General features: G+C 58.2%; 21 protein-coding genes and 1 riboswitch. Of the genes, 9 read left to right on the top strand and 12 right to left on the bottom strand.

Annotated elements, in window-relative coordinates; genetic code table 11:
- Positions 1-21: 21 nt before the first annotated feature.
- Positions 22-1191: a hypothetical protein gene (locus ACFO3S_RS23645; protein ID WP_378101071.1), complete on the top strand. Its 1170-nt coding sequence runs from the start codon at positions 22-24 to the stop codon at positions 1189-1191.
- Here ACFO3S_RS23645 and ACFO3S_RS23640 read toward each other — a convergent pair.
- Both ACFO3S_RS23640 and ACFO3S_RS23635 read right to left on the bottom strand, forming a co-directional pair.
- Positions 1170-2660, bottom strand: coding sequence for an outer membrane protein assembly factor BamB family protein (locus ACFO3S_RS23640; protein WP_378101070.1), 1491 nt, complete (start codon positions 2658-2660; stop codon positions 1170-1172). The genes ACFO3S_RS23645 and ACFO3S_RS23640 overlap by 22 nt on opposite strands.
- Before the next feature lie 215 nt (positions 2661-2875).
- A complete protein-coding gene (locus ACFO3S_RS23635; protein WP_378101068.1) occupies positions 2876-4060 on the bottom strand; it encodes a KamA family radical SAM protein in 1185 nt (394 codons plus the stop codon).
- Positions 4061-4258: 198 nt separating this feature from the next.
- Positions 4259-4398, bottom strand: a riboswitch (cyclic di-AMP (ydaO/yuaA leader).
- Between the two features lie 103 nt (positions 4399-4501).
- On the opposite strand from ACFO3S_RS23635, the gene ACFO3S_RS23630 reads away from it, so the two are divergent.
- A complete protein-coding gene (locus tag ACFO3S_RS23630) occupies positions 4502-5677 on the top strand; it encodes an AI-2E family transporter (RefSeq protein ID WP_378101066.1) in 1176 nt (391 codons plus the stop codon).
- Between the two features lie 147 nt (positions 5678-5824).
- Here the strand turns inward: ACFO3S_RS23630 and ACFO3S_RS23625 are convergent, their stop codons facing one another.
- From ACFO3S_RS23625 to ACFO3S_RS23585, 9 genes are all read right to left on the bottom strand, one after another.
- Positions 5825-7543, bottom strand: a complete 1719-nt coding sequence (locus ACFO3S_RS23625; protein WP_378101064.1) for an ABC transporter ATP-binding protein — start codon at positions 7541-7543, stop codon at positions 5825-5827.
- A gap of 2 nt (positions 7544-7545) precedes the next feature.
- On the bottom strand, positions 7546-7890 hold the full coding sequence (locus ACFO3S_RS23620; protein WP_378101062.1) for a hypothetical protein: 345 nt from the start codon (positions 7888-7890) through the stop codon (positions 7546-7548).
- Between the two features lie 159 nt (positions 7891-8049).
- Positions 8050-8376 carry an antibiotic biosynthesis monooxygenase gene (locus ACFO3S_RS23615; RefSeq protein WP_378101060.1) on the bottom strand — a complete coding sequence of 109 codons (327 nt, stop codon included), beginning with the start codon at positions 8374-8376 and terminating at the stop codon, positions 8050-8052.
- A gap of 27 nt (positions 8377-8403) precedes the next feature.
- Positions 8404-9420 (bottom strand): siderophore ABC transporter substrate-binding protein, encoded by a 1017-nt coding sequence (locus ACFO3S_RS23610; RefSeq protein WP_378101058.1) that lies wholly within the window; start codon positions 9418-9420, stop codon positions 8404-8406.
- 71 nt (positions 9421-9491) lie between these two features.
- The gene (locus ACFO3S_RS23605) at positions 9492-10250 is read right to left on the bottom strand and encodes an iron ABC transporter ATP-binding protein (protein ID WP_378101056.1); all 759 of its coding nucleotides are present in this window, start codon (positions 10248-10250) and stop codon (positions 9492-9494) included.
- Entirely contained in the window at positions 10247-11197 is a 951-nt protein-coding gene (locus ACFO3S_RS23600) for an iron chelate uptake ABC transporter family permease subunit (RefSeq protein WP_378101054.1), read from the bottom strand. Before ACFO3S_RS23600 ends, ACFO3S_RS23605 begins: the two co-directional genes overlap by 4 nt.
- Positions 11190-12143, bottom strand: a complete 954-nt coding sequence (locus ACFO3S_RS23595; protein ID WP_378101052.1) for an ABC transporter permease — start codon at positions 12141-12143, stop codon at positions 11190-11192. Before ACFO3S_RS23595 ends, ACFO3S_RS23600 begins: the two co-directional genes overlap by 8 nt.
- Before the next feature lie 106 nt (positions 12144-12249).
- On the bottom strand, positions 12250-13806 hold the full coding sequence (locus ACFO3S_RS23590) for an AraC family transcriptional regulator (protein WP_378101050.1): 1557 nt from the start codon (positions 13804-13806) through the stop codon (positions 12250-12252).
- A gap of 39 nt (positions 13807-13845) precedes the next feature.
- Positions 13846-16131 (bottom strand): ATP-binding protein, encoded by a 2286-nt coding sequence (locus ACFO3S_RS23585; RefSeq protein WP_378101048.1) that lies wholly within the window; start codon positions 16129-16131, stop codon positions 13846-13848.
- Between the two features lie 184 nt (positions 16132-16315).
- On the opposite strand from ACFO3S_RS23585, the gene desA reads away from it, so the two are divergent.
- The 3 genes from desA (at position 16316) to ACFO3S_RS23570 (ending at position 19200) form a co-directional block, all read left to right on the top strand.
- A complete protein-coding gene (gene desA, locus ACFO3S_RS23580; protein WP_378101046.1) occupies positions 16316-17380 on the top strand; it encodes a Delta(5) desaturase DesA in 1065 nt (354 codons plus the stop codon).
- A gap of 72 nt (positions 17381-17452) precedes the next feature.
- Positions 17453-18598, top strand: coding sequence for a sensor histidine kinase (locus tag ACFO3S_RS23575; RefSeq protein WP_378101044.1), 1146 nt, complete (start codon positions 17453-17455; stop codon positions 18596-18598).
- The gene (locus ACFO3S_RS23570; RefSeq protein WP_378101042.1) at positions 18595-19200 is read left to right on the top strand and encodes a response regulator; all 606 of its coding nucleotides are present in this window, start codon (positions 18595-18597) and stop codon (positions 19198-19200) included. The genes ACFO3S_RS23575 and ACFO3S_RS23570 overlap by 4 nt, the downstream gene beginning before the upstream one ends.
- Here the strand turns inward: ACFO3S_RS23570 and ACFO3S_RS23565 are convergent.
- The gene (locus tag ACFO3S_RS23565; RefSeq protein WP_378101040.1) at positions 19193-20338 is read right to left on the bottom strand and encodes a glucosaminidase domain-containing protein; all 1146 of its coding nucleotides are present in this window, start codon (positions 20336-20338) and stop codon (positions 19193-19195) included. The two genes, ACFO3S_RS23570 and ACFO3S_RS23565, sit on opposite strands and share 8 nt — an antisense overlap.
- 252 nt (positions 20339-20590) lie before the next feature.
- Between ACFO3S_RS23565 and ACFO3S_RS23560 the strand changes: the two genes are divergently transcribed.
- The 4 genes from ACFO3S_RS23560 to ACFO3S_RS23545 all read left to right on the top strand — a co-directional run bounded on the left by ACFO3S_RS23560 (position 20591) and on the right by ACFO3S_RS23545 (position 25624).
- Entirely contained in the window at positions 20591-21685 is a 1095-nt protein-coding gene (locus ACFO3S_RS23560) for an endospore germination permease (protein WP_378101038.1), read from the top strand.
- A complete protein-coding gene (locus tag ACFO3S_RS23555) occupies positions 21682-23154 on the top strand; it encodes a spore germination protein (RefSeq protein WP_378101036.1) in 1473 nt (490 codons plus the stop codon). Before ACFO3S_RS23560 ends, ACFO3S_RS23555 begins: the two co-directional genes overlap by 4 nt.
- A complete protein-coding gene (locus ACFO3S_RS23550; RefSeq protein ID WP_378101034.1) occupies positions 23151-24299 on the top strand; it encodes a Ger(x)C family spore germination protein in 1149 nt (382 codons plus the stop codon). Before ACFO3S_RS23555 ends, ACFO3S_RS23550 begins: the two co-directional genes overlap by 4 nt.
- A gap of 683 nt (positions 24300-24982) precedes the next feature.
- Positions 24983-25624: a metal-dependent hydrolase gene (locus ACFO3S_RS23545; RefSeq protein WP_378101032.1), complete on the top strand. Its 642-nt coding sequence runs from the start codon at positions 24983-24985 to the stop codon at positions 25622-25624.
- Positions 25625-25703: the final 79 nt, after the last annotated feature.

Here is a 25703-nt window from a genome sequence, read left to right as displayed (position 1 = left end):
CGAAAGGGGGAAGACGAGAGCATGTTCCAATGGAAAAGACAGTTCCTATGGCGACGAATCGCCCTGGCCGGCATCGCGTTCGGTCTGTCTGCGGGAGGCTCCTTGCCCGTCAGCGCGAAGCCGCCGGCTTCCGAACCGTCCACCATCGAGCTCGTCGTGCGCGCCAGCCGAACGGCCGACATGTACAGCTCGCTGACGATCGCCAGTCCGTCCCTGTCGGCCCGCGTCGCTCAAGCGGAGCGCATCGCCGGCGAGCGTGCGGATGATTATCCGGACCTCGAAGTGACGGTGCGTAAGTCCAGCGGCCGCAAAAGCGTATACCGCCTGGAACGAACGGGACAGCTGTGGGACGAGACGTCCTCGAGCAGGCTGCGGCTTCCGGCCGATGCGTCCGACCGCCTGCTCGGCTATGCCGAAACGCTGCGGAGGCACCACTACGGCAAGCTGATGACCTGGCGGGAAGCCCGTCAGGTGGTGACGCGTAAAAGCAGATTCACGATTACCGATCTGGAGACCGGCCTCAGCTTTCGCGTGCAGCGCCGAGCCGGCAGCAGCCACGCCGACGTACAGCCGGTTACGAAGGAGGATTCGAAGCTAATGAAGCGGATCTACGGAGGAACATGGAGCTGGGAACGCAGAGCGATCGTCGTGACGAAAGGGGGAGAGCGAATAGCCGCTTCCATGAACGGCATGCCCCATGGCGGGGACGGCATTCCGGGCAACGGCTTTAAGGGGCATTTCTGCGTGCACTTTCTCGGCAGCACGTCGCACCGCTCCGACACGCCCGATCCGGCGCATCAGCTGATGGTATACAAGGCAAGCGGAGAGCTTCGCCGCTACTTCGACTCCGCCTCCCCGCATGAGCTGACGACCAGCTTCGTCGAGGCGATGAACCGGAAGGACGGCGATATGCTCCGCCTGCTCTGGCCGGAAGCGGCTAACGAGCGCATGGAGGCACTGAATCGGCTGCTCGACCGGCTGGAATCGATCCGCATCGAGCGCCGCCGGATGCCGCTGTCGGACGAGCCGGACGATCAGCTGTCCGCGGCAGTCGAGCTGCCCGTTCTCGTTCGGACGAAGGAACGGGGAGCGGTTCGCGCGAAGCTGCGCTTCGAGGTCGTAAGAAGCTCCGCCGGCTTGCCCTGGCGCATCGTCGGGCTGACCTCCGATCATTCCAGCTTGATTCCGTAAAGCTTGCCGCCCCGGGAAGCGACGACGGCATAATCGTTAAACACGGCCGGAGAAGCTTCGATGTTCGCCCCGATCGCGAGGCTCCCCCGTACTTTGCCCTCTCTCGCCGAGACGACGGAGACGACGCCGGCGGAGTCGGCCTGAATCAAGTAGGCGCGGCCGGAAGCGTCGTAGACGTCGGCCGGCGACGACCAGGCGTAGCGCTTCATCGGCAGCCGCCACGTTTCTTTGCCGGTTTTTTTGTCCAGCGCGACCATAAGTCCGGCTCCAAGCGTGCCGTACCGCGCAAGCGTAAATACGACGAGATCGGATATCTCTCCTTTGCCGACAACGGGAGTCGCCAGCATGCCGCCGTTCACGGGGCGGTCTCCGACGACGGAGAGGCATTCGTATTTCGCCTGCCACACGACTTTGCCGGTCAGGCCGTTAATTTTGCGCAAATAGGCAAAGCCTTTGCTCCCCTGCTTGTCGACCTCCGTTCCCGTGTATAAAAACGGCACGCCCTCCTCGACCTCGACGACGATCGTCGCATCCGTATCGTCCAAAGGCGGAAGCGCCCATGCCGGCTCGTTCGTCCGCACGTTCATGGCCACCAGGCTGCCGCCGTTGTCGGCGAAGTAAGCCAGATCGCCGTAAGCGGCGACGGAGTTCTCGATGCCCGGATAGCCGTTGCCGGCGATTTTATATCTGAATTTATGGATCACCGGCTTGATCGAGAGCGCTGCCCGCTTCGGATCGAACGCGGTGTTCAGCTGGATGCGATAAAACAAGCCGTTCTCCCCGCCCACCGTCAGCGTATCGTCGAGCCGGTTGAACAGGGCGGAGCTGTCGAAGGCCCCCCACTTCCGGTAGGCGAACGAATCGATGCCGTTCACGCGCAGCAGCCTTTTCTGGTCGGTCAGGCTGTACAGATTGAACCCGATCGTCCCGTTCTCCGGAACCCCCTCGCCCACGTACAGCAGCGGATAACCGCGGGGGTCGACGGACACGCTGCCTTTTAACGGATTTCCGACCTTGATCGGGCTTCTCGTCTCCTCCCCCGTCTCCAGCTCCAGGAAATAGACGTAGCCGTCCAGCGACGCATAGATCACTTCCGTAAAATCCGGCTTGGTGCGGAATTTCGCCTTCACGTTCATGGTGCGAAGCACCTCCGGCTTCCATCTGACGATCGCCGGCTGTCCCGTCCACCCGGCGCCGCCTCCCCACGAGCTGCTTCTCGTCCGCTTTTCCCACGCGATCTTGGGCCGGTAGGTCCGCATCTGCACCGTGCCGAAGGAGGGTCGGCTTCGCTCTCCGCCGCCGCGGAAAGTGAGCACGCCCTCCACGTCCGTATAAGTGTCGGGAAACGCTCGGGAGCCGGCGAGCTTGCCGCTCCATTGCCCGTTCTGAACGCCGTTCGCTTCCGCGATTCCCTGCCCCGCAAGCAGCGTCGCAAGGAGAAATATGACCGCTGCGCTCCCTCTTCCCATCCCCGTTCCAGCCTCCCCTGTCTCGCAATGAATAGATTTTACCTTCCGGGGCAGGAGAAGCATGTCAAACGGTCAAACGGGAAAACGAGGAACCTTTGTCGGAATCGGTTGAATGCGCGGCGGAACGGGCGAAAAAAGGACCGTCCGGCAAGCTGTCGAAGGCGCTGTCGCCCGGCTTGCGAGACGGTCCTATACTCTTTGAAAGGCGGGCTGCGTCAGCTCGGCACTTCCGCCCTTCTTTCCCGCTTGCGGGGAACGTCGGGCAGCTCGTTCACGGAGACGACCTCCTTCGTCCGCTTGGCCGGCTTCTTCCAGTAGCGCTCGCTTCCCGGAAGATCGTCGAACCAGGCAGCGTCGTCGGGACAATCCAGCACCATGAACTTCCCGTAGTTCCCTTCGCGGGACTGGTGATACTTCAGATACGCCTTGCCGTTCTCGATGGCCAAAATCTCGATCTTGCCCGACGTATGGCTCATCGACAGGCGCACCCTCTTGCCGAGTCCGGAAGTGCGGGCCTTCGCCTTCTCGACGATGTCGTAAACCTTGGCCAGCGGCAGCACGAAATCGTTGTTGCCCGCTACCGGACGGTTGATAAAAAAGTAATACGGCGTCACGCCGGCCCAGCTGAGCCGGTCGAGCAGCTCGCCGAGCACCTCCGGATCGTCGTTGATGCCCCGCAGCACCGGGGTCTGGTTGACGACGATCGCTCCGGCGTCGTGAAGCGCCTGGAAGCCCTTGACCGCTTGCGGCGTAATCTCGCGCGGATGGTTGATATGAGCCATTACGTAAATTCTCTTCTCCGCGCTGGAAAACTCGCGAATCGTCGCCAGCAGCTCCTCGTCCTCGTAGATGCGCATCGGATTAAAGACCGGGATCTTCGATCCGAGCCGAATAATCTGGACATGATCGATCTCGCGCAATCTATGCAATATCGCGCGCAGTTTAGGCGTCGCGAGAATGAGGCTGTCGCCGCCGGTAAGCAGCACGTTGCTGATCTCCGGGTGGTTGGCGATATATTGCAGGCCCGGCTCGATGTCCGACGTCGCCTCCTTGACGTCGTTGCGGAACAGTCTCTTGCGGAAGCAGTAGCGGCAATACGCGCCGCACACCTCGGAAACGATCAGCAGCGCGGTCGACGAATACTTGTGCTGGCAGCCCTTGACGACGTAGTTCGTATCCTCGTCCGAGGCGTCCCAGCGCCCGTATTCCTCCAGCTCGCCCTCGTTCGGAATGACCAGCTTGCGGATCGGATCGTTCGGATCCTCCCAATCGATCAGTCCCAGATAATAGTCGTTCACGCGGAACACGAACTTTTCCGTAATTTCCTTTAGCTTCTCACGCTGTTCCTCGGGGATGTGAGAGATTTTTCCGATATCGGTGATATACTTTGGTTGCGCCATTCGGCATTCCTCCTCCACGTATATTCAGTCGAATTCGAGAACGAATCCGTTCCAAGCCCCGCTTTGCCCTCCTTCCGTCCGAAGACAAAAAATAGCCCCGCGCGCAGCAGACCATCCCCTACTGCGAACAAGGGCCTATAGAGACAGAAAAAGACCCTCAACGGGTCAAAAGAATGCGCAGCTTATCCTGCCCATGACAATCCGACCCATCCAGTGCAGACGAGGTTAGCTGACGGGCTCGGGATAGATGGTTCCCTACATTCGCCATGAATGATTCGCCCCAAAAGAATGGTTCCCCCGCTTTCCGGAATATTCCGGAAACTAAGCTTAAAATAACTATAAAATAATCCTTTCGCCCTGTCAACCGCCGGAAAAGCCCGGATGCGATTGTAAGGCGGGTTTCGCGTCGGTTACAATGGAAGAAACAAGGAGGAAGACTCGATGCACAATGCCCGTAAACTTTCGGACACGCTCAAGGCTCTGATCGACCGGAAAGTCGTTCTGTTTCTGGTCGTCATTCTGCTGATCGGTCTGAACATTTTCATTCTGGAGAAAATCTCGTACGTCTTTCATCCGTTCAAGGTCGTTTTGGAGACCGTTTTTCTGCCCTTCCTTCTGACGGGAGTCGTCTATTACCTGCTCACCCCGATCGTCGACTACCTGGAGAAGCAGAAAGTGAAGCGCGTCTATTCGATCGTCGCGCTTTATCTCGTCATTATCGCCGTTCTGACGCTTACCGTCATGAAAGTCGTGCCGATGCTCAGCCAGCAAATTTCGAGTCTGATCACCCAGTTCCCGACCTACACCCAGAACGCTCAATTAAAGTTCGAGGAGCTGATCGGCAACGAGTACTTCAATCAGCTGCAAGAGATGATCGGCATCGATACCGCCAAGCTGGCAGACGATTTCTCCACGAGAGCGTCCGCGATTCTGAACAACGCCTGGTCCGGAATCGGAAGCCTCGTCGGCAAAATTACGGAAACGGTGCTGGCGATCATCACCGTGCCCTTTATCCTGTTCTATCTGCTCAAGGATCGCAAGAAGCTCGCTCCGTTCGTGCTCGGATTCGTGCCGACCCGGCTGAGAAACCGCTCCTTCGGCGTCATGCTCGAGATGAACCATCAGATCAGCTCGTATATCCGCGGCCAGATTATCGTCAGCGCCTGCATCGGCGTGCTGCTTTATATCGGGTATCTCATTATCGGTCTCGATTACTCTCTCGTGCTCGCCGTCATCGCCGCTTGCACGAGCATCGTGCCTTATCTCGGACCGGCGATCGCAATTACGCCGGCGTTGATCGTCGCCCTGATGACCTCGCCGATCATGCTCGTGAAGATGATCGTCATCTGGACGATCGTTCAGCTGATCGAGGGCAAATTCATTTCTCCCCAGATTATGGGAAAAACGATGCGCGTCCACCCGATTACGATTATCTTCGTCATTATCGCGGCCGGCAATCTGTTCGGCATCATCGGCATCATTCTGGCCGTTCCGGGCTACGCCATTCTGAAGGTGATCTTCACCCATCTGTTTCGCTGGTTCAAGCGCCGCACGGGGCTGTACGAGGAGGAGCTGCCGCCCGGCGCGGCGGAAGCGCCAAGCCGCCCCGAGAGCTGACGGACGCCTCTTAGGGCGGAATACCCGAAATGTGCCAAGGCGCTGAGGAGGCAACCCCTCCCCACCGCCTTTTTTCCGCTGTGCAATATGCAATGTCAAGCAAACGATTTCGACGTCCGGCAGACGGGGCCGTTTGGGCCGCGCCGCTTACGCATGCTGATATTGGGCATGATGAAGCCTGCTGTAGATGCCGCCCGAGGCGATCAGCTCGCGGTGGCTGCCCTGCTCGGCGACTCCGCTCTCGTCCACGACGACGATCCGGTCCGCATTCCTGATCGTCGCCAGTCTGTGGGCGATGACAAGCGTCGTTCGGCCGACGGACAGCTCGGACAGCGACTGCTGAATCGCCGCCTCGGTCTCGGTATCGAGCGCCGACGTCGCTTCGTCGAGGATGAGAATCGGCGGATTCTTCAGGAACATCCGCGCGATCGCCATTCGCTGCTTCTGCCCGCCCGAAAGCTTGACGCCGCGCTCTCCGATAATCGTGTCCATCCCTTCCGGCAGCTGCTTGATCATCTCCTCGAGCGAGGCTCTCCGGGCCGCCTCCCAGATCTGCTCGTCGGTTGCCTTCAGATCGCCGTAGGCGATATTCTCGCGGATCGAGCCCGAGAACAGAAATACGTCCTGCTGCACGATGCCGATGTTCTTCCTCAACGACTTCAGCGTCAAATCCCGAACGTCCATTCCGTCCACCGTAATCCGTCCTCCGGTCACTTCGTAGAAGCGCGGCAGCAGGCTGCAGATCGTCGTTTTGCCGGCTCCCGAGGGACCGACGAACGCAATCGTCTCTCCCGCCCGAATATTCAGGGAGATTCCCTTCAGCACGTCCCGGCCTTCCTCGTAGCCAAACGACACGTTCTCGAAGCGGATGTCTCCGCGCAGCGACTCGACCTCGACGGCGTCCTTGGCGTCGACGATGTCCGGCTCCGTGTCGATAATCTCGACGTAGCGCTTGAATCCGGCGATGCCCTTCGGATAGCTCTCGATGACGGCGTTGATCTTCTCGATCGGCCGGAAGAAAATGTTCGACAGCAGCAGGAACGCCATAAACTCCCCCAGCACGATTCTGCCGTCGATAAAAAACCATGCGCCGCATACCATGACGAATATCGTAATGAGACGCATCAGCATGTAAGTGACCGAGATGCTCTTCGCCATCGTCTTGTAGGCGAGCAGCTTCGTCTCGCGGAAGTTGCGGTTGTCGGCCGCGAACAGCTTCTTCTCGTGCTCCTCGTTGGCGAACGACTGCACGACGCGAATGCCGCCGACATTCTCCTCGATCCGGGCGTTAAAGCTGCCGACATTGCCGAACAGCCTCCGGTACGTACTCGTCATCCGGCCGCCGAACACGATAATCAGCCAAGCCATAATCGGGATGATGATGAACGTAAGCAGCGCCAGCTCCAGATTGATGTAGGCCATCAGCGTGAAGGAGCCCGCCAGCGTCATGATCGCGATGAAGATATCCTCCGGCCCGTGATGGGCAAGCTCTCCGATGTCGTTCAGATCGTTCGTCACCCGGCCGACGAGATGCCCGGTCTTATAGTTGTCGAAGAATCGGAACGACAGCTTCTGAATGTGATCGAACATTTTTGTGCGCATATCGGTCTCGATGTTAATGCCCAGCATATGGCCCCAATAGGTGACGATATAGTTCAGCAGGGTGTTCAGCGCGTAGACCGCGAGCAGACCGACGCTCGCCAGCACGATCATCTGCCAGTTGCCGCTGGGCAGCAGATCGTCGACGAACGCTCTGACCGCCAGCGGAAAGCCGAGCTCCAGCAGGCCGGCGACGACTGCGCAAGAGAAATCGAGAATAAATAAGCCTTTGTAAGGCTGATAGTAGGAAAAAAACCTGCGAATCATCGTTAACCGTTCTCCTCTCCTCCGTCGGCCGGATCTCGCGAAGCCGGACTGCTGCCGATCTCCTGAAGATCGAAGAGATGGATATACTCCTCGATGACCTGATCCAGCGCCTTCAATTCCCCGGACAGCGTCGGCCGGATCGTCTCGAATTCCGGCTCGGTCAGCTGTCTGGCGAGCGTAGCCCGCTTAAGCTTTAATTGTTCCAGAAACAGAAGAATCCGGCCCCTTCTGAACGTCTGCGCGCCGCCGGAATCTCGCCCGCCGTGAAACCCGCGAGAGCTTTGCGGCCCGTGGGGCCCTCCTCGGCGACCGCTGCGGCCCTCTCCTTCCCGATGTCCCATTCTCATTTTTTCGCCTCTTTTCCGTATACAAACGTATACATATCGCTCTGTATACAAGTGTATACAATAATCAAAGCAACGTCAACCCTATGATAAAGGACATGCTTCTTCCGGCTTTGCGTCGCCGGAAGGGCATGCCCTGATCGGATCGAAACGGTCCGGAAGCTACTGTCCGAACTTTCCTTTTCTGACTTTGTTCACGTCGTACATGTTCACCGTCGTGCTGATGACGTAGTCGGGAGGAGTCTGGCCTCTGCTGTTGCGGTGCCCTTCAATATGCTCGGGGCTCTTCTCCCAGCTCTTCCAAGCCTCCTCCGACTCCCAGCGGATGATGACGAGAACTTCTTCCGTCTCCTTCGACCGCTTGTTCGTCGCAACGGTTATGTCGATCAGCCCTTCCCGCTCGTCGAGAATGCCCTCCCGACTGAACCTCTCGACGACTTTGTCGGCGCTGCCCTTCTGCACGACAATCGTCCTCGTTTGTATAAGCATATCTGCCGTCGCCCTCCTTCGTATTTCTTATTGAACCGCCTGAGCCGCCTCTTTAACCATTTCCATCTCCGTATTCAGGCCGCCGCCGGACAAGTACCAGTAGTTCGGGCTCAGGTAGACGATTTTGCCGTTTTGGTAGGCGTTCGTCTTCTTCACCAGATCGTTCTCGATGACTTCCTTCGCCGGAGAAGAGCCTTCGCCGCTGACGACCGCGTCTCGATCGACGACGAAGAGGACGTCCGGATTTTTCTCCGCGATGAACTCGTTGGAAATGCTGTTGCCGTGCGTATCGACTTTAATGCTCTCGTCGACGGCCGCAAATCCGTATACGTCGTGAATGTTGCCGAAGCGCGAGCCGGGCCCGTAAGCGCTGATTTTGCCGCCGGTCGTCAGGACGATCAAAGCGTTGCCGGCTTCGGCCGCCTTGTCTTTCAGGTCGGCCACCGCCGCGTCGTACTCCTCGAGAGCCGCGGCCACCTCGGCTTCCTTGCCGAAAATTTGTCCGATCACGTTCACATTGTTTTTGAAAGAGTCCATATAATTGCTGGCGTCGATCGACATCTGGATCGTCGGAGCGATCTTGTTCAGCTCTTCGTAAGCTTCGCCGGTTCTGCCGCCGATGAAGATGACGTCGGGCTTCAGCTTGTTCAGCTTCTCGAAGTCCGGCTCGAACAGCGTGCCCGCGTCCTCGTACTTCGCGTCTTCGTACTGGGACAGGTTGCCCGGGATCGACGCTTTCGGCAGAGCCAGCACTTCGATGCCCAGCTTGTCGAGCGAATCAAGCGCGCCGTAATCGAATACGACGACCTTCTCCGGATTCGTCTTCACCGTCGCCGTTCCGAGCGCGTGCGTAATTGTCACTTCGGCAGGCGCCGCCAATTCGGACGGGCTTCCGGATTCCGCCGGGGAGGACGAAGCGCTCGGGGACGAGGCCGGGCTGGCCGACGGGCTGGCAGCCCCTTCGCTATTGTTTTTGGAGCCGCATGCTGCGAGCAGCGCGACCGCCATGACGGACATCAGAATCAGAGATAAAGCTTTCTTCACGATGGACCACTCCTTTGAAATGTTATTTTTGATATATAGTCATTTGGCCTGCGGGAGCAAGCCAAGCGAACTCAAGAAAAGTACACGCATATCTTCTTCCCGTCCACGACATGGATCGGGATGTGCATCTCGTAGATGTCCTTCAGCACCGCCGTGTCGATCATCTCGTCCGTCGGCCCCTCTCTGACGATCGTTCCTTCTCTCATCGCGACGATATAGTCGGAATAAGCGGAAGCGAAGTTGATGTCGTGAAGAACGAGCACGATCGTCTTGCCGAGCTCGTCGGTAAGGCGGCGCAGCACCTTCATGATCTGGACGGAATGCTTCATGTCCAGGTTGTTCAGCGGTTCGTCGAGCAGAATGTATTCGGTATCCTGGGCGAGCACCATCGCGATGAACGCCCGCTGCTTCTGCCCGCCGCTAAGCTGATCCAGGTACTTATCCTGGAGCGCCTCCAGCTCCATGTAGCGGATCGAAGCTTCGACATGTTGATGGTCTTCGGCGTTCAGCCGGCCTTTGCTGTAAGGGAAGCGGCCGAACTGCACGAGATCGAGCACGGTGAGCCTGACATTGATCGAATTCGCCTGCTTCAGGATCGAAATTTTCTGGGCCAGCTGTCCGCTGTCGGTCTTCCTGACGTCCATCCCGTCGATCAGCACTTCCCCCTCGTCGGCTTGCAGCAGCCGGCTGATCACGGAGAGCAGCGTGCTCTTGCCGGCGCCGTTCGGCCCGATGAAGGACGTGATTTTACCTTTGGCGATCGATGTCGTAATGCCGTGTATGCCGTGTTTGTCTCCATAACGCTTCGTAATGCCTCTAGCTTCGATCACGTTGACTTGCTCTCCTTCAGCAACAAATATAGGAAATAGACGCCGCCGATGAAATTCAGAATGACGCTAAGCGACGTAGAGAAGGTGAACACCCTCTCGACGATGAGCTGCCCGCCGACGAGCGCGACGATGCTGACCAGCACGGTGCCGGCGATCACGGCTTTGTGGCGGAACGTGTTCAGCAGCCGGTAAGTGACGTTCGATACGAGCAGTCCCAGAAAGGTGACCGGACCGACGAGCGCCGTCGATACGGCGACGAGCAGCGCGACCGCGATGAGCAGCCGCTTCGTGACGCGCTCATGGTGGACGCCCAGATTAACCGCATGCTCCTTGCCGAGAGCGAGCACGTCCAAATACTTGAAGTCCCGGCGAAAATAGACGAGCACGAGCAGGACGAGAACGACGGACGCGATCAGCACGTCGGTGTTGACGTTGTTGAAGCTGGCGAACATTTTATCCTGAACGATCATGAATTCGTTCGGATCGAGCAGCATCTGCATAAAGCTGGCAATGCTCGAGAAGAACGTTCCGAAGATGATGCCGACGAGCAGCAGGAAGTACAGATGCTGGCCCTCCCTTTTGAACAGCAGCTTGTACAGCAGACTCGCGAACAGCATCATCATGCCGACCGCCAGCGCGAACTGCACGTTCTTCGCCATCGAAGTCAGCGTCGCGGAGCCGAAAAGGAAGACGATCGCCGTCTGCAGCAGCAAATACAGGGAGTCGAGACCGATTAAGGTCGGCGTCAGTATCTTGTTATTCGTTAGTGTCTGGAAGACGACGGTCGAGATGGCGATGGCCGCACCCGTCAGGAGGATGGCCGCGATTTTCTTCGATCGCCGGGGCAGGACATAGTCCCAGTTGCCGCTGCCGTCTATCGTCATGAACAAGGCAATCAGCCCGAGTCCGAGCGCCGCAAGCGCCATAAGCTTCCACCGGTCACGCATGGCTCCCCCTCCTTCTTAACAGCAAGTAGAGGAAAATGCCGCTTCCGATGACGCCGACCATCAGCCCGATCGAGATTTCGTACGGATAGATGATGATCCGGCCGAGAATGTCGCAGGCGAGTACGAATACCGCGCCCAGCAGCGCCGTGTGCGGAAGACTGATTCGCAGGTTGTCGCCCTTGTACAGCGAAACGATGTTCGGAATGATCAGGCCGAGGAACGGCAGGGAGCCAACCGTCAGCAGAATGACTGCGGCGACGAGCGCGACGATGCCGAGCCCCAGGTGAACGACCTGGCGGTATTTCAGACCGAGGTTCACCGCGAATTCCTCGCCCATGCCCGCAATCGTAAACCGGTTGGCGTACAGATAGGCCAACGCGATAAGCGGGAGGCTCACGTAGAGCATTTCGTACTTCCCTTTCAGGATCGAAGAGAAGTCTCCGAACAGCCAGCTGTTCACGCTCTGCAGCAAATTGTACTTGAGCGCCAGAAACGTCGTGATCGATCCGACAATTCCCCCGAACATCAGACCGACGAGCGCGATCAGAATCGGGTCGCGGAACTGAATCCGGCTGAGAATCCGCATGAACAGCATCGTACCGCCCAGCGCGAACGCGAATGCGACGACGATCTTGAACAGCGGAGAAGCTCCGGGAAAAAGCAGGATCGCGACGAGCACGCCCAAGCTGGCGGAATCCGTCGTTCCGGCTGTCGTCGGCGAGACGAACTTGTTCCGGGCGAGCTGCTGCATAATCAAGCCGATGACGCTCATTCCCACTCCGGCGATCAAGATGCTGATCAATCTCGGAATTCGGCTGATACGCATAATTTCCCACTGAGATTCCGTCATGGCGAACAGATCCAGCGGAGTGAGGTTGGATACGCCGACGAACAGGGAAGTGAACGATAAAACGATAAGCGCGATCCATAAGTAACCGATTTTCATTGAGACTCTCTCTTCATGATAATGATTCTCATTTGCATCTGCCTCTATCATTTTACAGAAAAAAAAAGAAACCGGAATGGATATTTCGATTTCTTCATGGACTTTTCTATTTCTCTCTCCTATGGGCAAACAAATAGTCGACGATCTGGTCGACTAGCCGTTCATGCATTTCCGCATTGTACAAAAACGGCTCCTCCAGCCGGATAAACAGGCAGCTCCTCTCCACTCCGGCACGGCCGGGCTTGCTCCTCCACTGCCGCTCCAGCTCGGAGCAGAACGCATCGTCGGCCGGGAACTCGATCAGAAACAGCACGTGTTCGCTGTCCAGCTCCATGACGTCCTGCACGTCCGGCAGGTCCAGAAATCCGATGTCGTCGGCGGCAGCAGGCGACTGGAAGCGCAGCTCGTCGTACAGCAGATCGGTGAACTTGCGCCGCTGCTTGCCGTACACCCGGAAGTTGCCGGCGCGCACCCCGACGATAAGAAAAGGCTTATCGATCAGACGCTCCTCGACGTGACGCCTGGCGTTGTCCGTCTTGCTCTCGAAGTCGGACAGCCAGCGCTGAGCCACGCTCTCCAGACCGAGCAGCCGCGCGAAATCGGCGAAGCGCGTCTTCCACGAATGCTCGTGCCAGCGATAGACCGTAAGCGGCGCGATCGTCCGAAGCTCGGCGACCAGATCGTCGGGCAGCGGACCGGCCAAAATGAAGTCCGGCCTCGCCTCCCGGATTTCCCGCAAATAACGGTCCCTGTTCGCCAGGTCCAACTCCCAGTCTCTCTTCAGGGTCATACGCGCGGTCATTCCAAGAGCCGCCAGGTCGCCTCGGTATATCCCGCACAGAGCGGCAACCGAAACTTGAGACCGCAAGGCGTATTCCGTCGGCGTGATGCCCATCTGCTTTTTGAACAGCCGGCTGAAATAGTATTCGTCCGGATAACCGACGGAATGGGCCGCTTCCGTGACGCTGACGTTCGGGTCGGCGAGCAGGCGGAGCGAAGCGGCCAGCCTTCTAGTGATCAAGTATTTAAGCGGGCTTAAGCCCGTCATTTGGCGGAACAGCTTATAGAACCGGCTTGAGCCGACGCCGGAGCTTCTAGCCAGCTCCTCCATATCCAGAGCGGCGTCATAATGGTCCCGGATTCGGCGGCGCGCCTTCTCCAGATCGTCGTACAGCGCCGTCTCGTCGCGAATCGGGGTTGCGCTCGCGTTCAGATAGGCGGCCGCCATCGCGTACAATCGGGACTGCGCCAAATAATAATCGCTCTCGCTCAGCCGGTCGGCCGCCGTTCCGGCAAACTCGGACATCCAGTTTTTCATCTGCGGAAAGCGGAAACTCCGAATGCCGGCAGCAGCGGACGAGCTGCCGGAGCTGCGCTTGGCAGCCAGCCCGCTGAAGGAAACGAGCAGCAGCGTCGCGCTCGAGAACGCCGGCGACTGCAGCGTCGAGGCGCGGCCTGCAGGCAGGTGAAACAGCTCGCCGGCCGCAATGCGGGTCGGGCGGCCCCCCGGCCCGTCCAACGCCGCCAGAAGATCGGCCTGCAGGCAGATCCCGAAGCGGTCGCAGCCGTCGGCCGCCACCTTCAGCCGCTCTTCGCCGGCGATCGGCAGCTCGCAGGCGCCCTTATATTCCAACGGCGCATAACGAGATAATACGGTACGCATAGCGGATCAACTCTCCCGATCAGTTTCCCTCCTATTGTATCAGGCCGAAGGCTGGGCGCAAACCGGAAGCCTGATCTCCACGCAGGTGCCCGCCCCAGGCTCGCTGCTGAAGCTCATCGTCCCGCCGTGCTTGGCGATGATGCGCTGGCTGACCATCAAGCCCAGTCCGTTGCCGGAAGGCTTACTCGTGAAGAACGGTTCGCCGAGTCTGGCCAGATGCTCCTCCGGGATGCCCCCGCCCTGGTCGACGATCCGGATGACGACGGTCTCTCCCCGCTCGTCGCAGGCCAGGTCGATGCCGATCGTTCCTCCGTCGTCCTCCATCGCCTCGAGGCTATTTTTAATGACATTAATAAAGACCTGCTTCAATTGGTTGCCGTCACATACGACAAAAGGCGCGCCGGCTTCGAAGCGGGTTTCGAACTTGACGTTCAAGAGGAAGGCCTGCGCCTCCAGCAGCGACACCATGTCCCGAAGCAGCTCCGCCATATCGGTCGGCTTGAACTCGCTGATCTGCGGCTTGGCCAGGACGAGAAACTCGCTGACGATCAGGTTGATCCGGTCGAGCTCGGACAGCATAATGTCGAGATAGGCGGGGGACAGCTCGCCCTGCTTCTGGCCCAGCTGGACGAACCCGCGAAGCGTCGTCAGCGGATTGCGGATTTCATGCGCGACTCCGGCGGCCAGCTGGCCGATAACCGACAGCTTCTCGGAACGAAGAATCGCTTCCTCCGCCTGCTTCCTCGCGGTAATGTTGCGGGTAATCGCCGCAATCGCCACGACCTCCTCGCGCTCGCCGCGAATGGGCGACACCGTAATGCTGACATCGATCCGATCCCCCTTCTTCGTCAGACGAACCGTCTCGTAGTCGGTTACCGATTCCCCCGCGGCGACTTTCCCGCGAACTTCCTCGTCTTCGCGCTTCAGCTCGTCCGGAACGATAGACAGCCGCCGGCCGATCGCCTCTTCCGGGAGCCAGCCGTAGAGGGCGGCGAACGCCTTGTTGGCCTGCGTGACCGCTCCCCGCAGATCCGTCACGTGGATGGCGTCCGATGTATGGTTGACGAACGACTCCAAATATTCCTTCGTGCTGCGAAGCTCTTCCGCCGAGTCGCGCAGCTGGCCCGTATACTTTCGCAGGCTGTCCGCCATCGCATTGATCCGCATCGACAGCGTGCCCAGCTCGTCGCGGCTGCGCACCTCGATTCTTCTGCCGAAGCGGCCGGCCGCGATCTCGTTCACATGTCCGACGATGTGCTTAAGCGGCCGGATCATGAGATCCGAGATGAAGTAGCTGGCGGCCGCCACCAGTGCGAGCAGACCGGCGGATATGACCGAGAGCAGAATCAACTGGTGGCCCAGCGCCTGCTTGACCAAGTCGTAATCGAAAATGACGCTGACGACGTAGGGCTTCTCGCCGCCCAGCGGAATGAAGCTCTTGAACACCTCCATGCCGTCGGCCCGGAATCGGGCAGTGGACACTTCGCCGGTCTCCGCCGCCCGCCGGACGAGCTCGACATCCCTGTCTTCGTCCGCATAGACGTATTCGCCGAACGGAACGGCCCGCACGTCCAGATTGCGTATCGTCTTGCCTTTCTTCACCTTCACGACCTCGGGCCTGCCGAAAAACTCGGGATCGTAGCCGGCGATCCCGACGATGTTGGCGTTATCGTCCATCACGCTGCGGATCAAGGCGTTCGTCCCGATCTTGTTCTCGTAGTCGAGAAACATTTGCGCATTCACATACGGATTAATCATATAATCCGTCGTTCCGTCGTAGTAGTATCCCCACTTGCGAATTCTCTCCGGATCGGAGGAGGCGTACTGGTACGGCCCGGACCAGTAATGGTTCAGCTTCTGGCCCTGCTCGATCGTCACCTCGCCCTCGTCCAGCAGCTGATTAAAAGCCGTAAACCAATAATCCATCGACCTGGAGCCCATGTTCAGCTCGTTCGGGTCGGACGATCGAAGCACGATAATGTCGTCCTCGACCCGTTGCCATAGCGAGATATGATCGACGCCCAGCTTGCGGCTCAGCTCCTCCAACTGATCGTTGCGCACGCTCTCCAGCCGCGGATCGAGCTCTCCCTTGGCGGCGATCGCGGCCATCCGCAGCTTCTCGCCCAGCATGTTCTCCATCAGTCTTTTCGACTTCTCCGCAGCGTCCAGATTGGTGCCGATCTGCTTGGCGATCGCCAGCATCTCCTGCCGCAAGCCGTTCTCCAGCTCGTGCTTGGTCGAATAATAATAGATTGACAGGTTCAGCGACAATATCAACGTTGCGATGAGCGAGAGCAGCAGCGATAGCTTGACTTTTATAGACACGAACCCTGCCTCCGGGACTAGTTGATCTTCTAACATTTAGACGCCGCAAGGAACGATTCCTCTTTTCCCCGGAAAAAACCTTCATATGACATTTGTCATATTCGATTGTTGACACTTATGACTAACGACGGGCCGCGGCATCCCCTACAATGAGATTATCACTTTAATTCGTAAGGATGATTATATGCCGAATTCCAACGCTGCACAGTTAAAGAAGAGTGTCTCTCCTTATGAAAAAGCGAACACGAAAGCCAGCGCGCTGCAATTGCTTAACACGATCCCCCCGTTTGTCCTGCTCTGGGCCGCGGCCTATTGGAGTCTATCGGTATCCTACTGGCTGTCGCTGCCGTTTATCGTGCTGGCCTCCGGCTTCCTGATCCGCATATTTATCGTCTTTCACGACTGCTGCCATCAATCGTTTTTCAAAAATCGAAAATGGAACGAAATCGTCGGGACGTTCACGGGAATTCTTACGCTGTTCCCCTACCATCAATGGAGACACAGCCATTCGATTCACCACTCCACCAGCAGCAATCTGGACAAACGCGGCGTCGGCGACATGTGGCTGCTGACGGTAGACGAGTATGTCCAAGCTTCGAAATGGACAAGATTGCGTTATCGCATCTACCGCAATCCGCTCGTCATGTTCGGGATCGGCCCGTTCGCGGTCTTCCTGCTCGAATACCGCTTCAACCGCAAGGACGCCAGGCGGGCGGAGCGAATGAATACGTGGATCACCAACGCCGGCGTCGCCGTTCTGTACGGCGCCCTGATCTGGGCGATCGGCTGGCAGGCCTTCCTGCTCGTGCAGCTTCCGATCTTCTGGCTGTCCGGAGCCGCAGGCATCTGGCTGTTCTACGTTCAGCATCAGTTCGAGGAAACGTATTACGAGCACGATTCGGAATGGAGCTATGTGAAAGCGGCCGTTGAGGGCAGCTCTTATTACAAGCTCCCGCGAGTTCTGCAATGGTTGACCGGGAATATCGGCTTCCATCACGTTCATCATCTGAGCCCGAGAGTGCCGAATTACTTGCTGGAGAAGGCGCACGAAGCCGTCCCTCCGCTGCAGCACGCGACGACCGTGACGCTCAGGTCGAGCTTCGCCTCGCTGAAGTTCAAGCTGTGGGACGAACAGAAGAAGGACTTCGTCACGTTCGGACAAATCCGCCATCTACTCCGGGGCGGCTCCGATGCGAGCCGGCTTCCGGTTCGCAAGCCGCAGGTCCCGCCCGACAACGAAGTCGCATAATCGCCAACGTACAGCCTTCTTATGGTAGAATAACCGTAAGAGGGCTATTGACGACAATAGGAGAGTTCGCGAATGTACAGGAAACTCAGGCGATTCCAAATCTTTCCGAAGACGACCGGAATCAGCCCTTACGTCTGGCTGATGTTCTGCGTTTTGCCTTTTTATTTTATCTTTCGAGCCTCTTCGGAAATCGAGATCGCCGCGGGCATTCTGATGATCCTTCTGTTCTTCTTCTGCTACCGGCTAACCTTAAGCGCCAAAGGTTGGCCGGTTTACGTTGGGATCGGCGTGCAGATTGCCGTCTCGATCGCGATGACGCTGCTGTTCAGCTACGTGTATTTCGCGTTCTTTCTCGCTTTTTTTATCGGCAACGTCCAAAACAAGGCCGGCTTCATTACGCTTTATACGATTCATATCGCCACGACCCTGATCGCCGTCAACGTCGGCTTCATTATGCAGGACAAGTTTTTTATTACGCAGACGCCCTTTATTCTGATCAGTCTGCTTGGCGTCATTCTGCTCCCCCTCGGCAGCTACAACCGCAACAAGCAAGGCGCGCTCCAGGAGCAGCTCAAGGACGCCAACCAGCGCATCTCCGAGCTCGTCAAGCTGGAGGAGCGGCAGCGCATCGCCCGCGACCTGCACGACACGCTCGGCCAGAAGCTGTCGCTGATCGGGCTCAAGAGCGATCTGGCGCACCGGCTGATCGCCGGCGACCCCCAGCGCGCGCGGGCGGAGATCAAGGACGTGCAGCATACGGCCAGAACGGCGCTGCAGGAAGTCCGGCTGCTCGTCTCGGAAATGAGAGGCACCCGGCTGGAAGACGAATTGGAGAGAATTCGGCAAATTCTGCTTGCGGCCCAGATCGAATTCAAGCTGGAGGGAAGTCCCGCGCTGCGAGGCGTTTCCCTGCTTGCCGAAAACGTGCTCAGCATGTGCCTGAAGGAAGCCGTCAACAACGTCGTGAAGCACAGCGAAGCTACGGCTTGCACGGTCAGCTTAAGCCAGAGCGGCACGGAGGTCGTCATGAAAGTCCACGACAACGGCTCCAGCCGGCCCGAGCTTCTGAACTTCAGGAAAGGTCACGGCCTGCAGGGCATGAAGGAGCGGCTCGAATTCGTCAACGGAACTCTGGGCATCGACACGGGCGACGGTACGACCATCGTCGCGACCATTCCGCAAATCTCGCGGCAGCCCCTCAAGGAGGAATCGCAATGATATCAATCGTCATCGCCGAGGATCAACGCATGCTGCTGGGCGCTCTGGGCTCCCTGCTCGACCTGGAGGAAGACATGCAGGTCGTCGGCAAGGCTTCCGACGGGGCGACGGCGGTCGAACTCGTCCGCCGGCTGAAGCCCGACATCTGCGTGATGGATATCGAGATGCCCGGCATCAGCGGCCTCGAGGCCGCCGAGCAGCTGAAGGATTCCGGCTGCAAGGTGATCATCCTGACGACGTTCGCCCGCACCGGCTATTTCGAGCGCGCCATTAAAGCCGGCGTCGGCGGCTATCTGCTCAAGGACAGTCCGAGCGAAGAGCTGGCGAGCACGATTCGCAGCGTGCTGGCGGGCCGCCGCGTCTACGCGCCCGAGCTGGTCGACGACGCCTACCGCGAGGATAGCGGAAATCCGCTGACCGACCGCGAGAAGGAAGTGCTGGGGCTGATCGCCGACGGCAAAAACACGAAGGAAATCGCCAGCGAGCTGTTTCTGACAACCGGCACGATCCGCAACTATATTTCCGTTATTCTGGACAAGCTGAACGTCAGCAACCGGGTCGAAGCGATCAAGAGATTCAACGAGAAAGGCTGGTTCAAATAACGTTCAGCTTCTTGTAGTCCCGCTTCATTATGTTTTTGACGAGGCTGGGCCACTTGGAATTGGCCGGACAATATTTGGTGCCGATCTTCTCGATCGTCGTATAGCCTTTCCCCACATACTTGTCGGCCAGCAGCTGGCCAAACTTCTTGACGCTGTCCCCCTTCGTCTCGAAGGCGAACGCCTTGCGGTGAGGGTCCGGACCGGTCGCGTTCAGCCCGAACAAATTGTTTTTGCTTTTGGCCAGTCTGCTGCTGCCGTTGCCGCTCTCCAGCTTCATGACGGCGATCGTGAACAAGGCGTTAATGCCGTACTTCTCCTCGACCTCCAGAATCGTCTCCTCCAATCCGTGACCGGCCAGCTCCGTCCCCTTGAAAATGAGGGCGATGTCCTCCTCCGTCAGTCCGGACTCCGTCTCTACCTTGGAGGTCGGCTGACCGGGAGCGGGCGGCTTCTCCTCCTCCGCCCACGCTGCCGCCTGCATATCCGCAGCCGGCGGCTCGGCCTGAGACGCTGTCTCGGTCTGCAACGCTGTCTCGGTCTGCGACGCTGTCACCTCGGCGGCGGCCGCTGCCTCCCGTTCCTCGCTTACGGGCTTCGCGTAATCTCCGTGCACGTACCCTCCGCCTTTAATTCTCAGCCAGCCTTCGGCGGTTCGGGAGACAATCTCCAGGCGGGTGCCTTTTTCCACTACTGTCTTGATTTTCGATTTCGAATACCCGTTGACCCTGACATTCAAATAGTAGGCGGTCACCTCGTACAACTGCGTGCGAGGTTGGACAGGCGATGCGATATGTACTTCCTGATCGGGATTTTTGGCGATTTCTTGCATGGCGGCGGGGGCTGCCGCCGTCTGGAAACGTTCGAGCACGGCGGCCGTCTCGAAGGACGTCGGCCTTATGCCCGCTTGCGATTCGTCACCGGCAGCCTCGAACGCCGGCTCGGGTTCCTTCGTTTCCGCCGCTGCAGGAAACGGGAACGCGCCGCGGCTGCCGACCGGCCAGTTCAAGGCAGGCGCAGCCAGGCTTGTATTGGCGTCCGTCCGATTGGCGTTCGTCGCCAGGCAGCTGATCCCCGCCGTCGTCGTCCATGCCGCGATTACGAGATACGCGACCCACTTGCGAATGGTTTCCCTACGCATTCGGATACACCTCTTCCGTAATAAGTGATGAGGACAGCTTGCAGTTATCGGTTTGATTGTACATATATGCGGATGAAAAGCTTGTCATTCTATATGCGAAGATTAATTGTTAATTTGTCGATTAAAAAATTTTCATAAATTCCGGCGGCTCCTTCCGGTTTCCGGCAGCCGAGGAACGCTCCGACATAGAAATCGGCCGCTACGCGCATAATAACCCCGTTGCGACATAACCGAGGCTTAGGTGGTTTTGATTTGAGAGGTCCGAGCAGAACGATCAACTTTTTTCAGGCATGCACGATACTGCTGCTGACGAACGGCTTAACGAACCACGTCATCGTCAATCCGATGCTTCTGGACGCGTCGGGACGCGACGCCTGGATCGCCGTCATCGCCGCCGGACTGCCGTTCCTTCTGTGGTGCCTCCTGCTTGCGTTTTTTATAAGAAAAACGGGGTCTATCTCCCTGTACGACTGGCTGTCGGAGAGAACGCATCCGATCGTCGCCTGGGCGCTGACGATCCCGCTCTGCATCCAGCTCTACTTGATCGGAGCGATGACGGTCGTCCATTCGTCGACCTGGACGATCAACAATTATCTTCCGGGTACGCCCAAGCTGCTGCTGGCGCTGATCTTGACCGGTCTATGCGCTCTCTACGCGGCCTGGGGCATTCGCGTTATCGCGATCATGTCCGGCATTTTGCTGCCGGTAGTCGTCCTGCTGGGCTTCTTCGTGAGCATCTCGAACAATCCGCAGAAGGATTTCACCCTGCTTCAGCCGTTCATGGAATTCGGCTTCCCCCCGGTTCTGCACGGCATGCTCTATGCGGGAGGCGGTTTCATCGAGCTGGTCACTCTGGTCGCCATGCAGCAGCACCTGAAAAGCAAGGTCAAGCCGTGGGGCCTTATCGTGTATGCCGCCATCCTGATCTATATCACGCTGGGGCCGACGATCGGTGCCATTACGGAATTCGGACCCGGCGAAGCCGCGAAGCAGGTCGTCTCTCCGTATGAGCAGTGGCGGCTGGTCAAGCTCGGCACCTATGTGGAGCATGTCGACTTCTTCTCCATCTATCAGTGGCTGGCCGGCGCTTGCGTGCGAGTCAGCTTGTCCCTCTTCCTCGTGCTCGATCTGCTTCGCATCCGCCGCAGCGAGATGAGGAACCGGATCCTGATGCTCATCGCCCTCAGTTACGTCGCGCTGGCCGTATTCCCGATTAACGAATACGCCTTCTACTTATGGATGTACCGCTATTACTTCCCGATATCGCTTGCCGTCGCGTTTACCCTGTCCGTCTGCTGGATGTCCATATCGTGGTTCGCCAGATCGCCCAGAGGAGGAGCCGCATGAGAAGGAAAACGAAAGCTTCGCCCCATTGGAAGCTGGATACGCTGAAGGATATATTCGCCCAATCGTCGGATATACAGATTATGCCGTGCATGCTTGCCGACAGTCCCGATTCGGAGGTGGTTCTGATCTATGCCGAAGGGCTGACGGATACGATTCAGCTGGGACAAATCATTTTGCCGGAGCTTGAAAAGTCCTATGAACGGGGAGGCTTCGGCTCGGCAGACAGCGGATATCAGGGCGCCCTTCCGCTCATCGCTCTCCAAGCGGAGGACACCGCGGAACAGCTGGCGGAATTTCTGTTCCAGGGCGACACGCTGATCTTGTTCCCCTCCAACGGGCGCCTGTACAAGATGAACATCTGCAACCGGCCGGGCCGCTCTCCCGAAGAATCGAGCACCGAAATCTCGATCAAGGGTCCGAAGGACGGGTTCACCGAAGATCTCGTCGTGAACGTCGCTTTAATCCGCAAGCGCATCCGGAGCGCAAGTCTGAATTACGAGACGTACACGCTGGGCCGAAGAACGAAAACGAAGGTCGGATTAATCTATTTCAAGGATATTTTGTCGCCGGAAATTTTGAGGGAAGTCAAGAAGAGGCTGTCCGCCATTGACATTGACGGGTTGTACAGCATTAACCAGCTCGAGGAGATGCTTGCCGATTCCAAGTACGCGGTGTTCCCGGTATTCACAACGACCGGCAGACCGGATTACGTCGTGAGCAGCCTGCTGGCCGGACGGTTCATTCTGATCGTCGACGGGATCCCGATGATTCTGATCGGCCCCGCAGGCTTGTCTCTGCTGATGAAGTCGCCGGAGGACGTTCACTTTAACTACACCTATATCTCCTTCGCCCGAGTCGTTCGCATCGTCAGCCTCTTCCTCTCGATCTCGCTGCCGGGCCTGTGGGTGGCTCTCGTCGCTTTCCATCAGGATCAAATTCCGTTCCGGATGATGGCGACGGTCGCCGGAGCGCGCCTCGGATTGCCGATGTCGGCCCAGATCGAGATGTTCATTCTGCTTATGCTGATCGAGATCTTCCGGGAAGCCGGCGTTCGCCTGCCGAGTCCGATCGGACAGACGCTGACGGTTGTCGGAGGCTTGATTATTGGCGACGCCTCCATCCGGGCCGGACTGGTCTCCCCCTCCGTCGTCGTCGTCGGAGGCATTACCGCCGTCACTTCCGTCACGCTCGTCAACCAGTCGCTGAGCACCATCGTGAGCATCATCCGTTTCTCGATCTTCCTCGTCTCGGCGTTCATCGGCATGTACGGCCTGATTCTGTCTCTGATCCTGTTCGTCGCCTATCTGTCTAGGCTGCACTCGTTCGGGGTTCCGTACCTGGCGCCGATGTCGCCGCTAAACGTCAAAAATTTGGCCGTCTCCTACCTGCGGGTGCCCTGGGCCAAAATTAAAACCCGGCCGGGAGTGATTCACCCGGTCGATCCGGATCACTACGGTGACGAGAAATGAAACGAGCGCTGCTGAAAATCGCGGCGGCCGGTCTGCTGCTTCTGGCGCTTCCGGGCTGCTGGAACTCCAACGATATTCAGACGATGGACTACGCCACCGCGATCGGAGTGGATTACGAGAACGGGGAGTTTATCACTTACGTTCAGTTTCTGAACTTCGGCAATGTCGGCCGGAACGAATCGATGGAGATCGGCAAGCTGCTGCCGGTCTGGGTGGCCCAGGGCAAAGGCACGACGCTGAGCGAGTCGCTTTCCTCCATCTATGCGACCTCCCAGATGCGGGTTTTCTGGGGACACGTCAAGACGATCGTCTGCACCGACAGAATTTTAAGAAGAGGCGTCGAGGATATTTACAGCTCGATCAACCGGTTCGGGGAAATTCGCTACAACATTCTCGTCTACGGAACGAAGGAGAAGCTGCCCGACCTCTTTATCCAGAAATCGGTATTTAACCTGTCGCCGCTCGATACGATCCTGTTCAGCCCGGAGCCGACGTTCAAACAGCGCTCGTATATTATGCCCAAGACCAGCAACCGGATTATCGCGGAAATCAACGAGCCGGCCCAAGCCGCCATGGTGCCGTCTATTGCGATTAACCGGAAGGTATGGCAGGAAGACCGGAAGAAGCAGCCGATGCTGACGATCGACGGCGCTTATTTCTTCCATGATAAAAAGGCGGTCGCCTGGCTGCCGGAGGACGAGCTCTCCGGAACGAGATGGACGCAAGGCGAATTGAATCGCTCTCTCATCCGGGTGCCTGCCGAAGGCAAACCGGTGGCCAGTCTCATCTTGATCAATCCGGACTACAGCGTCGAGAGCGAGGTGATCGGCGGACGGGCCGTATTCGAATTAAGTCTGAGATTGGACGCGACGGTAGACGAGCTGTTCGCCAACGCGAGCATGGAGAAGCTGGAGCGGCTAGGAGAAGAGGTCGTCCGCGACGAGATTATGAACAGCTTCCGGAGCGGCTTGGCGAAAAACGTCGATGTGCTTAAGCTGGAGCAGACGCTCTACCGGAAACAGCCCAAAAAGTGGCACGAACTGAAAAAGAATCAAAAAATGATGCTCGGCCCGGACTGCATCCGGAAAATTACGGTGAAGATCCATATTCGCAATACGGGCAAATACAAGGGGAGATTCAACTGATCGGTCCGTCCGGGCCTTCTGCCCGGGGGTGGGGGAAGGGCAATGTCGTCAGGTTAAGCCGTTGTCCTATGTGATCGGTGGCATACGGTCGATGGTATGCGACCGATAGTATGCGATCGAAGGCGCTTCCTGTCGGCAACGTTTAACGGTTGCAGTGGCGCTTAATCGATCGTTTTCCCGAAAAAGGAAAAGCTAACGGTTGCCACCGCGCTTATTTGGGGGTTATCGAGCGAAACGGCGCGGTTTCGGCGGAAATAGCCGCTGCCGCAACCGTTACAATCTCCGTACTGCGAAAATGGCACAATTAGCGGCGCTGGCAACCGTTACGTTAGTGGGCTGGCCGGGGTTGGCGTGTGTTGGCCTGGACTGGCGTATGTTGGCGAGGGTTGGTGGTTGGCGCGAGTTGGAGTGCGTTGGAGTGTATAGGGGTTCGTTGGCCTGTGTTGGCGAGGGCTGGTGGTTGGCGCGAGTTGGCCTTTGTTCGCGGTGACCGTCGGGGCTCCGCCGGCAACTGGGACGATTCCTGCAAGGCCGCTTGTTGATTGTTTGCTAAACCTGGCAACATTGGGGTTGCTCAGCCGTCCTGCCGGCTTGTATAATAGGAAAGCAAACATATGTTTGCCTATCGCCTATGACGGGGTTATCGGTCTAGGCTTCCAACAAGACCGTCAGCGGAGGGAAGAATGAAGGGAACGACACATCTGGCCATCGGCTGCGCGATCGGCGCTCTGGCATGCGCGTATTATCCGTTCAGCCTGAACCATGCGACGCTCTATTTCTCCGTCGCCGGACTGTCCGCCCTCAGCGCGGATCTCGACGGACCGAGCCTGCTCAGCCGCAAAATCTCCAAGCTCTCCAAATGGCTGAGGAACGCGGCGCTCGCATCCGGGCTTCTGATGCTTGCCGGCCTCGCTTACCGGTTCGCCGATCGGGGAACCCTCGATCCGGCTTATGCCGTCTGCGCCGCTTCGGTTCTCCTGCTTGGCCTCGTCGCCAGACAGGGCGTCATTCGGAACGCTCTCGTCAGCTTGATCGGCGGAGCCTTGCTCTGCTTCGGTTGGCTGAATGGAATGGCTTGGCTGACCGGATTAGGCGTGTTCGTCGTCTGGGTTCCGTGGCTGAAGCATCGCGGAATGACCCATACGCTGTGGGCGCTGATCGGCTGGGGAGCGATCGGCTGGGGGCTGGAGCGGCAGTCTGGCATCGAAGGCGTCGCCGCCGTCGCCGCCGCAGGCTACGCCTCGCATCTGCTCGCGGATACGATGACGCCAAGCGGGGTCAAGTGGCTGTATCCGCTGTACAAGAAGCCGATCAAGCTTCGTTAGCGCAAGCAAAAACCGCCTGGAACGCCCGCTCGCGGCGTTCAAGGCGGTTTCTCGCTGTTCGCTCGTCTCCGGGGCAGCG

Origin of the sequence: Cohnella hongkongensis (assembly GCF_042654645.1) — a bacterium.
GTDB lineage: Bacteria > Bacillota > Bacilli > Paenibacillales > Paenibacillaceae > Cohnella > Cohnella hongkongensis.
This window is presented reverse-complemented; position numbering and strand designations above follow the sequence as displayed.

Coding starts and splice junctions, on each gene's coding strand:
- ACFO3S_RS23645 (WP_378101071.1), top strand. CDS start 22: ATGTTCCAATGGAAAAGACAGTTCCTATGGCGACGAATCGCCCTGGCC.
- ACFO3S_RS23640 (WP_378101070.1), bottom strand. CDS start 2,660: ATGGGAAGAGGGAGCGCAGCGGTCATATTTCTCCTTGCGACGCTGCTT.
- ACFO3S_RS23635 (WP_378101068.1), bottom strand. CDS start 4,060: ATGGCGCAACCAAAGTATATCACCGATATCGGAAAAATCTCTCACATC.
- ACFO3S_RS23630 (WP_378101066.1), top strand. CDS start 4,502: ATGCACAATGCCCGTAAACTTTCGGACACGCTCAAGGCTCTGATCGAC.
- ACFO3S_RS23625 (WP_378101064.1), bottom strand. CDS start 7,543: ATGATTCGCAGGTTTTTTTCCTACTATCAGCCTTACAAAGGCTTATTT.
- ACFO3S_RS23620 (WP_378101062.1), bottom strand. CDS start 7,890: ATGAGAATGGGACATCGGGAAGGAGAGGGCCGCAGCGGTCGCCGAGGA.
- ACFO3S_RS23615 (WP_378101060.1), bottom strand. CDS start 8,376: ATGCTTATACAAACGAGGACGATTGTCGTGCAGAAGGGCAGCGCCGAC.
- ACFO3S_RS23600 (WP_378101054.1), bottom strand. CDS start 11,197: ATGCGTGACCGGTGGAAGCTTATGGCGCTTGCGGCGCTCGGACTCGGG.
- ACFO3S_RS23595 (WP_378101052.1), bottom strand. CDS start 12,143: ATGAAAATCGGTTACTTATGGATCGCGCTTATCGTTTTATCGTTCACT.
- ACFO3S_RS23590 (WP_378101050.1), bottom strand. CDS start 13,806: ATGCGTACCGTATTATCTCGTTATGCGCCGTTGGAATATAAGGGCGCC.
- desA (WP_378101046.1), top strand. CDS start 16,316: ATGCCGAATTCCAACGCTGCACAGTTAAAGAAGAGTGTCTCTCCTTAT.
- ACFO3S_RS23575 (WP_378101044.1), top strand. CDS start 17,453: ATGTACAGGAAACTCAGGCGATTCCAAATCTTTCCGAAGACGACCGGA.
- ACFO3S_RS23570 (WP_378101042.1), top strand. CDS start 18,595: ATGATATCAATCGTCATCGCCGAGGATCAACGCATGCTGCTGGGCGCT.
- ACFO3S_RS23565 (WP_378101040.1), bottom strand. CDS start 20,338: ATGCGTAGGGAAACCATTCGCAAGTGGGTCGCGTATCTCGTAATCGCG.
- ACFO3S_RS23555 (WP_378101036.1), top strand. CDS start 21,682: ATGAGAAGGAAAACGAAAGCTTCGCCCCATTGGAAGCTGGATACGCTG.
- ACFO3S_RS23550 (WP_378101034.1), top strand. CDS start 23,151: ATGAAACGAGCGCTGCTGAAAATCGCGGCGGCCGGTCTGCTGCTTCTG.
- ACFO3S_RS23545 (WP_378101032.1), top strand. CDS start 24,983: ATGAAGGGAACGACACATCTGGCCATCGGCTGCGCGATCGGCGCTCTG.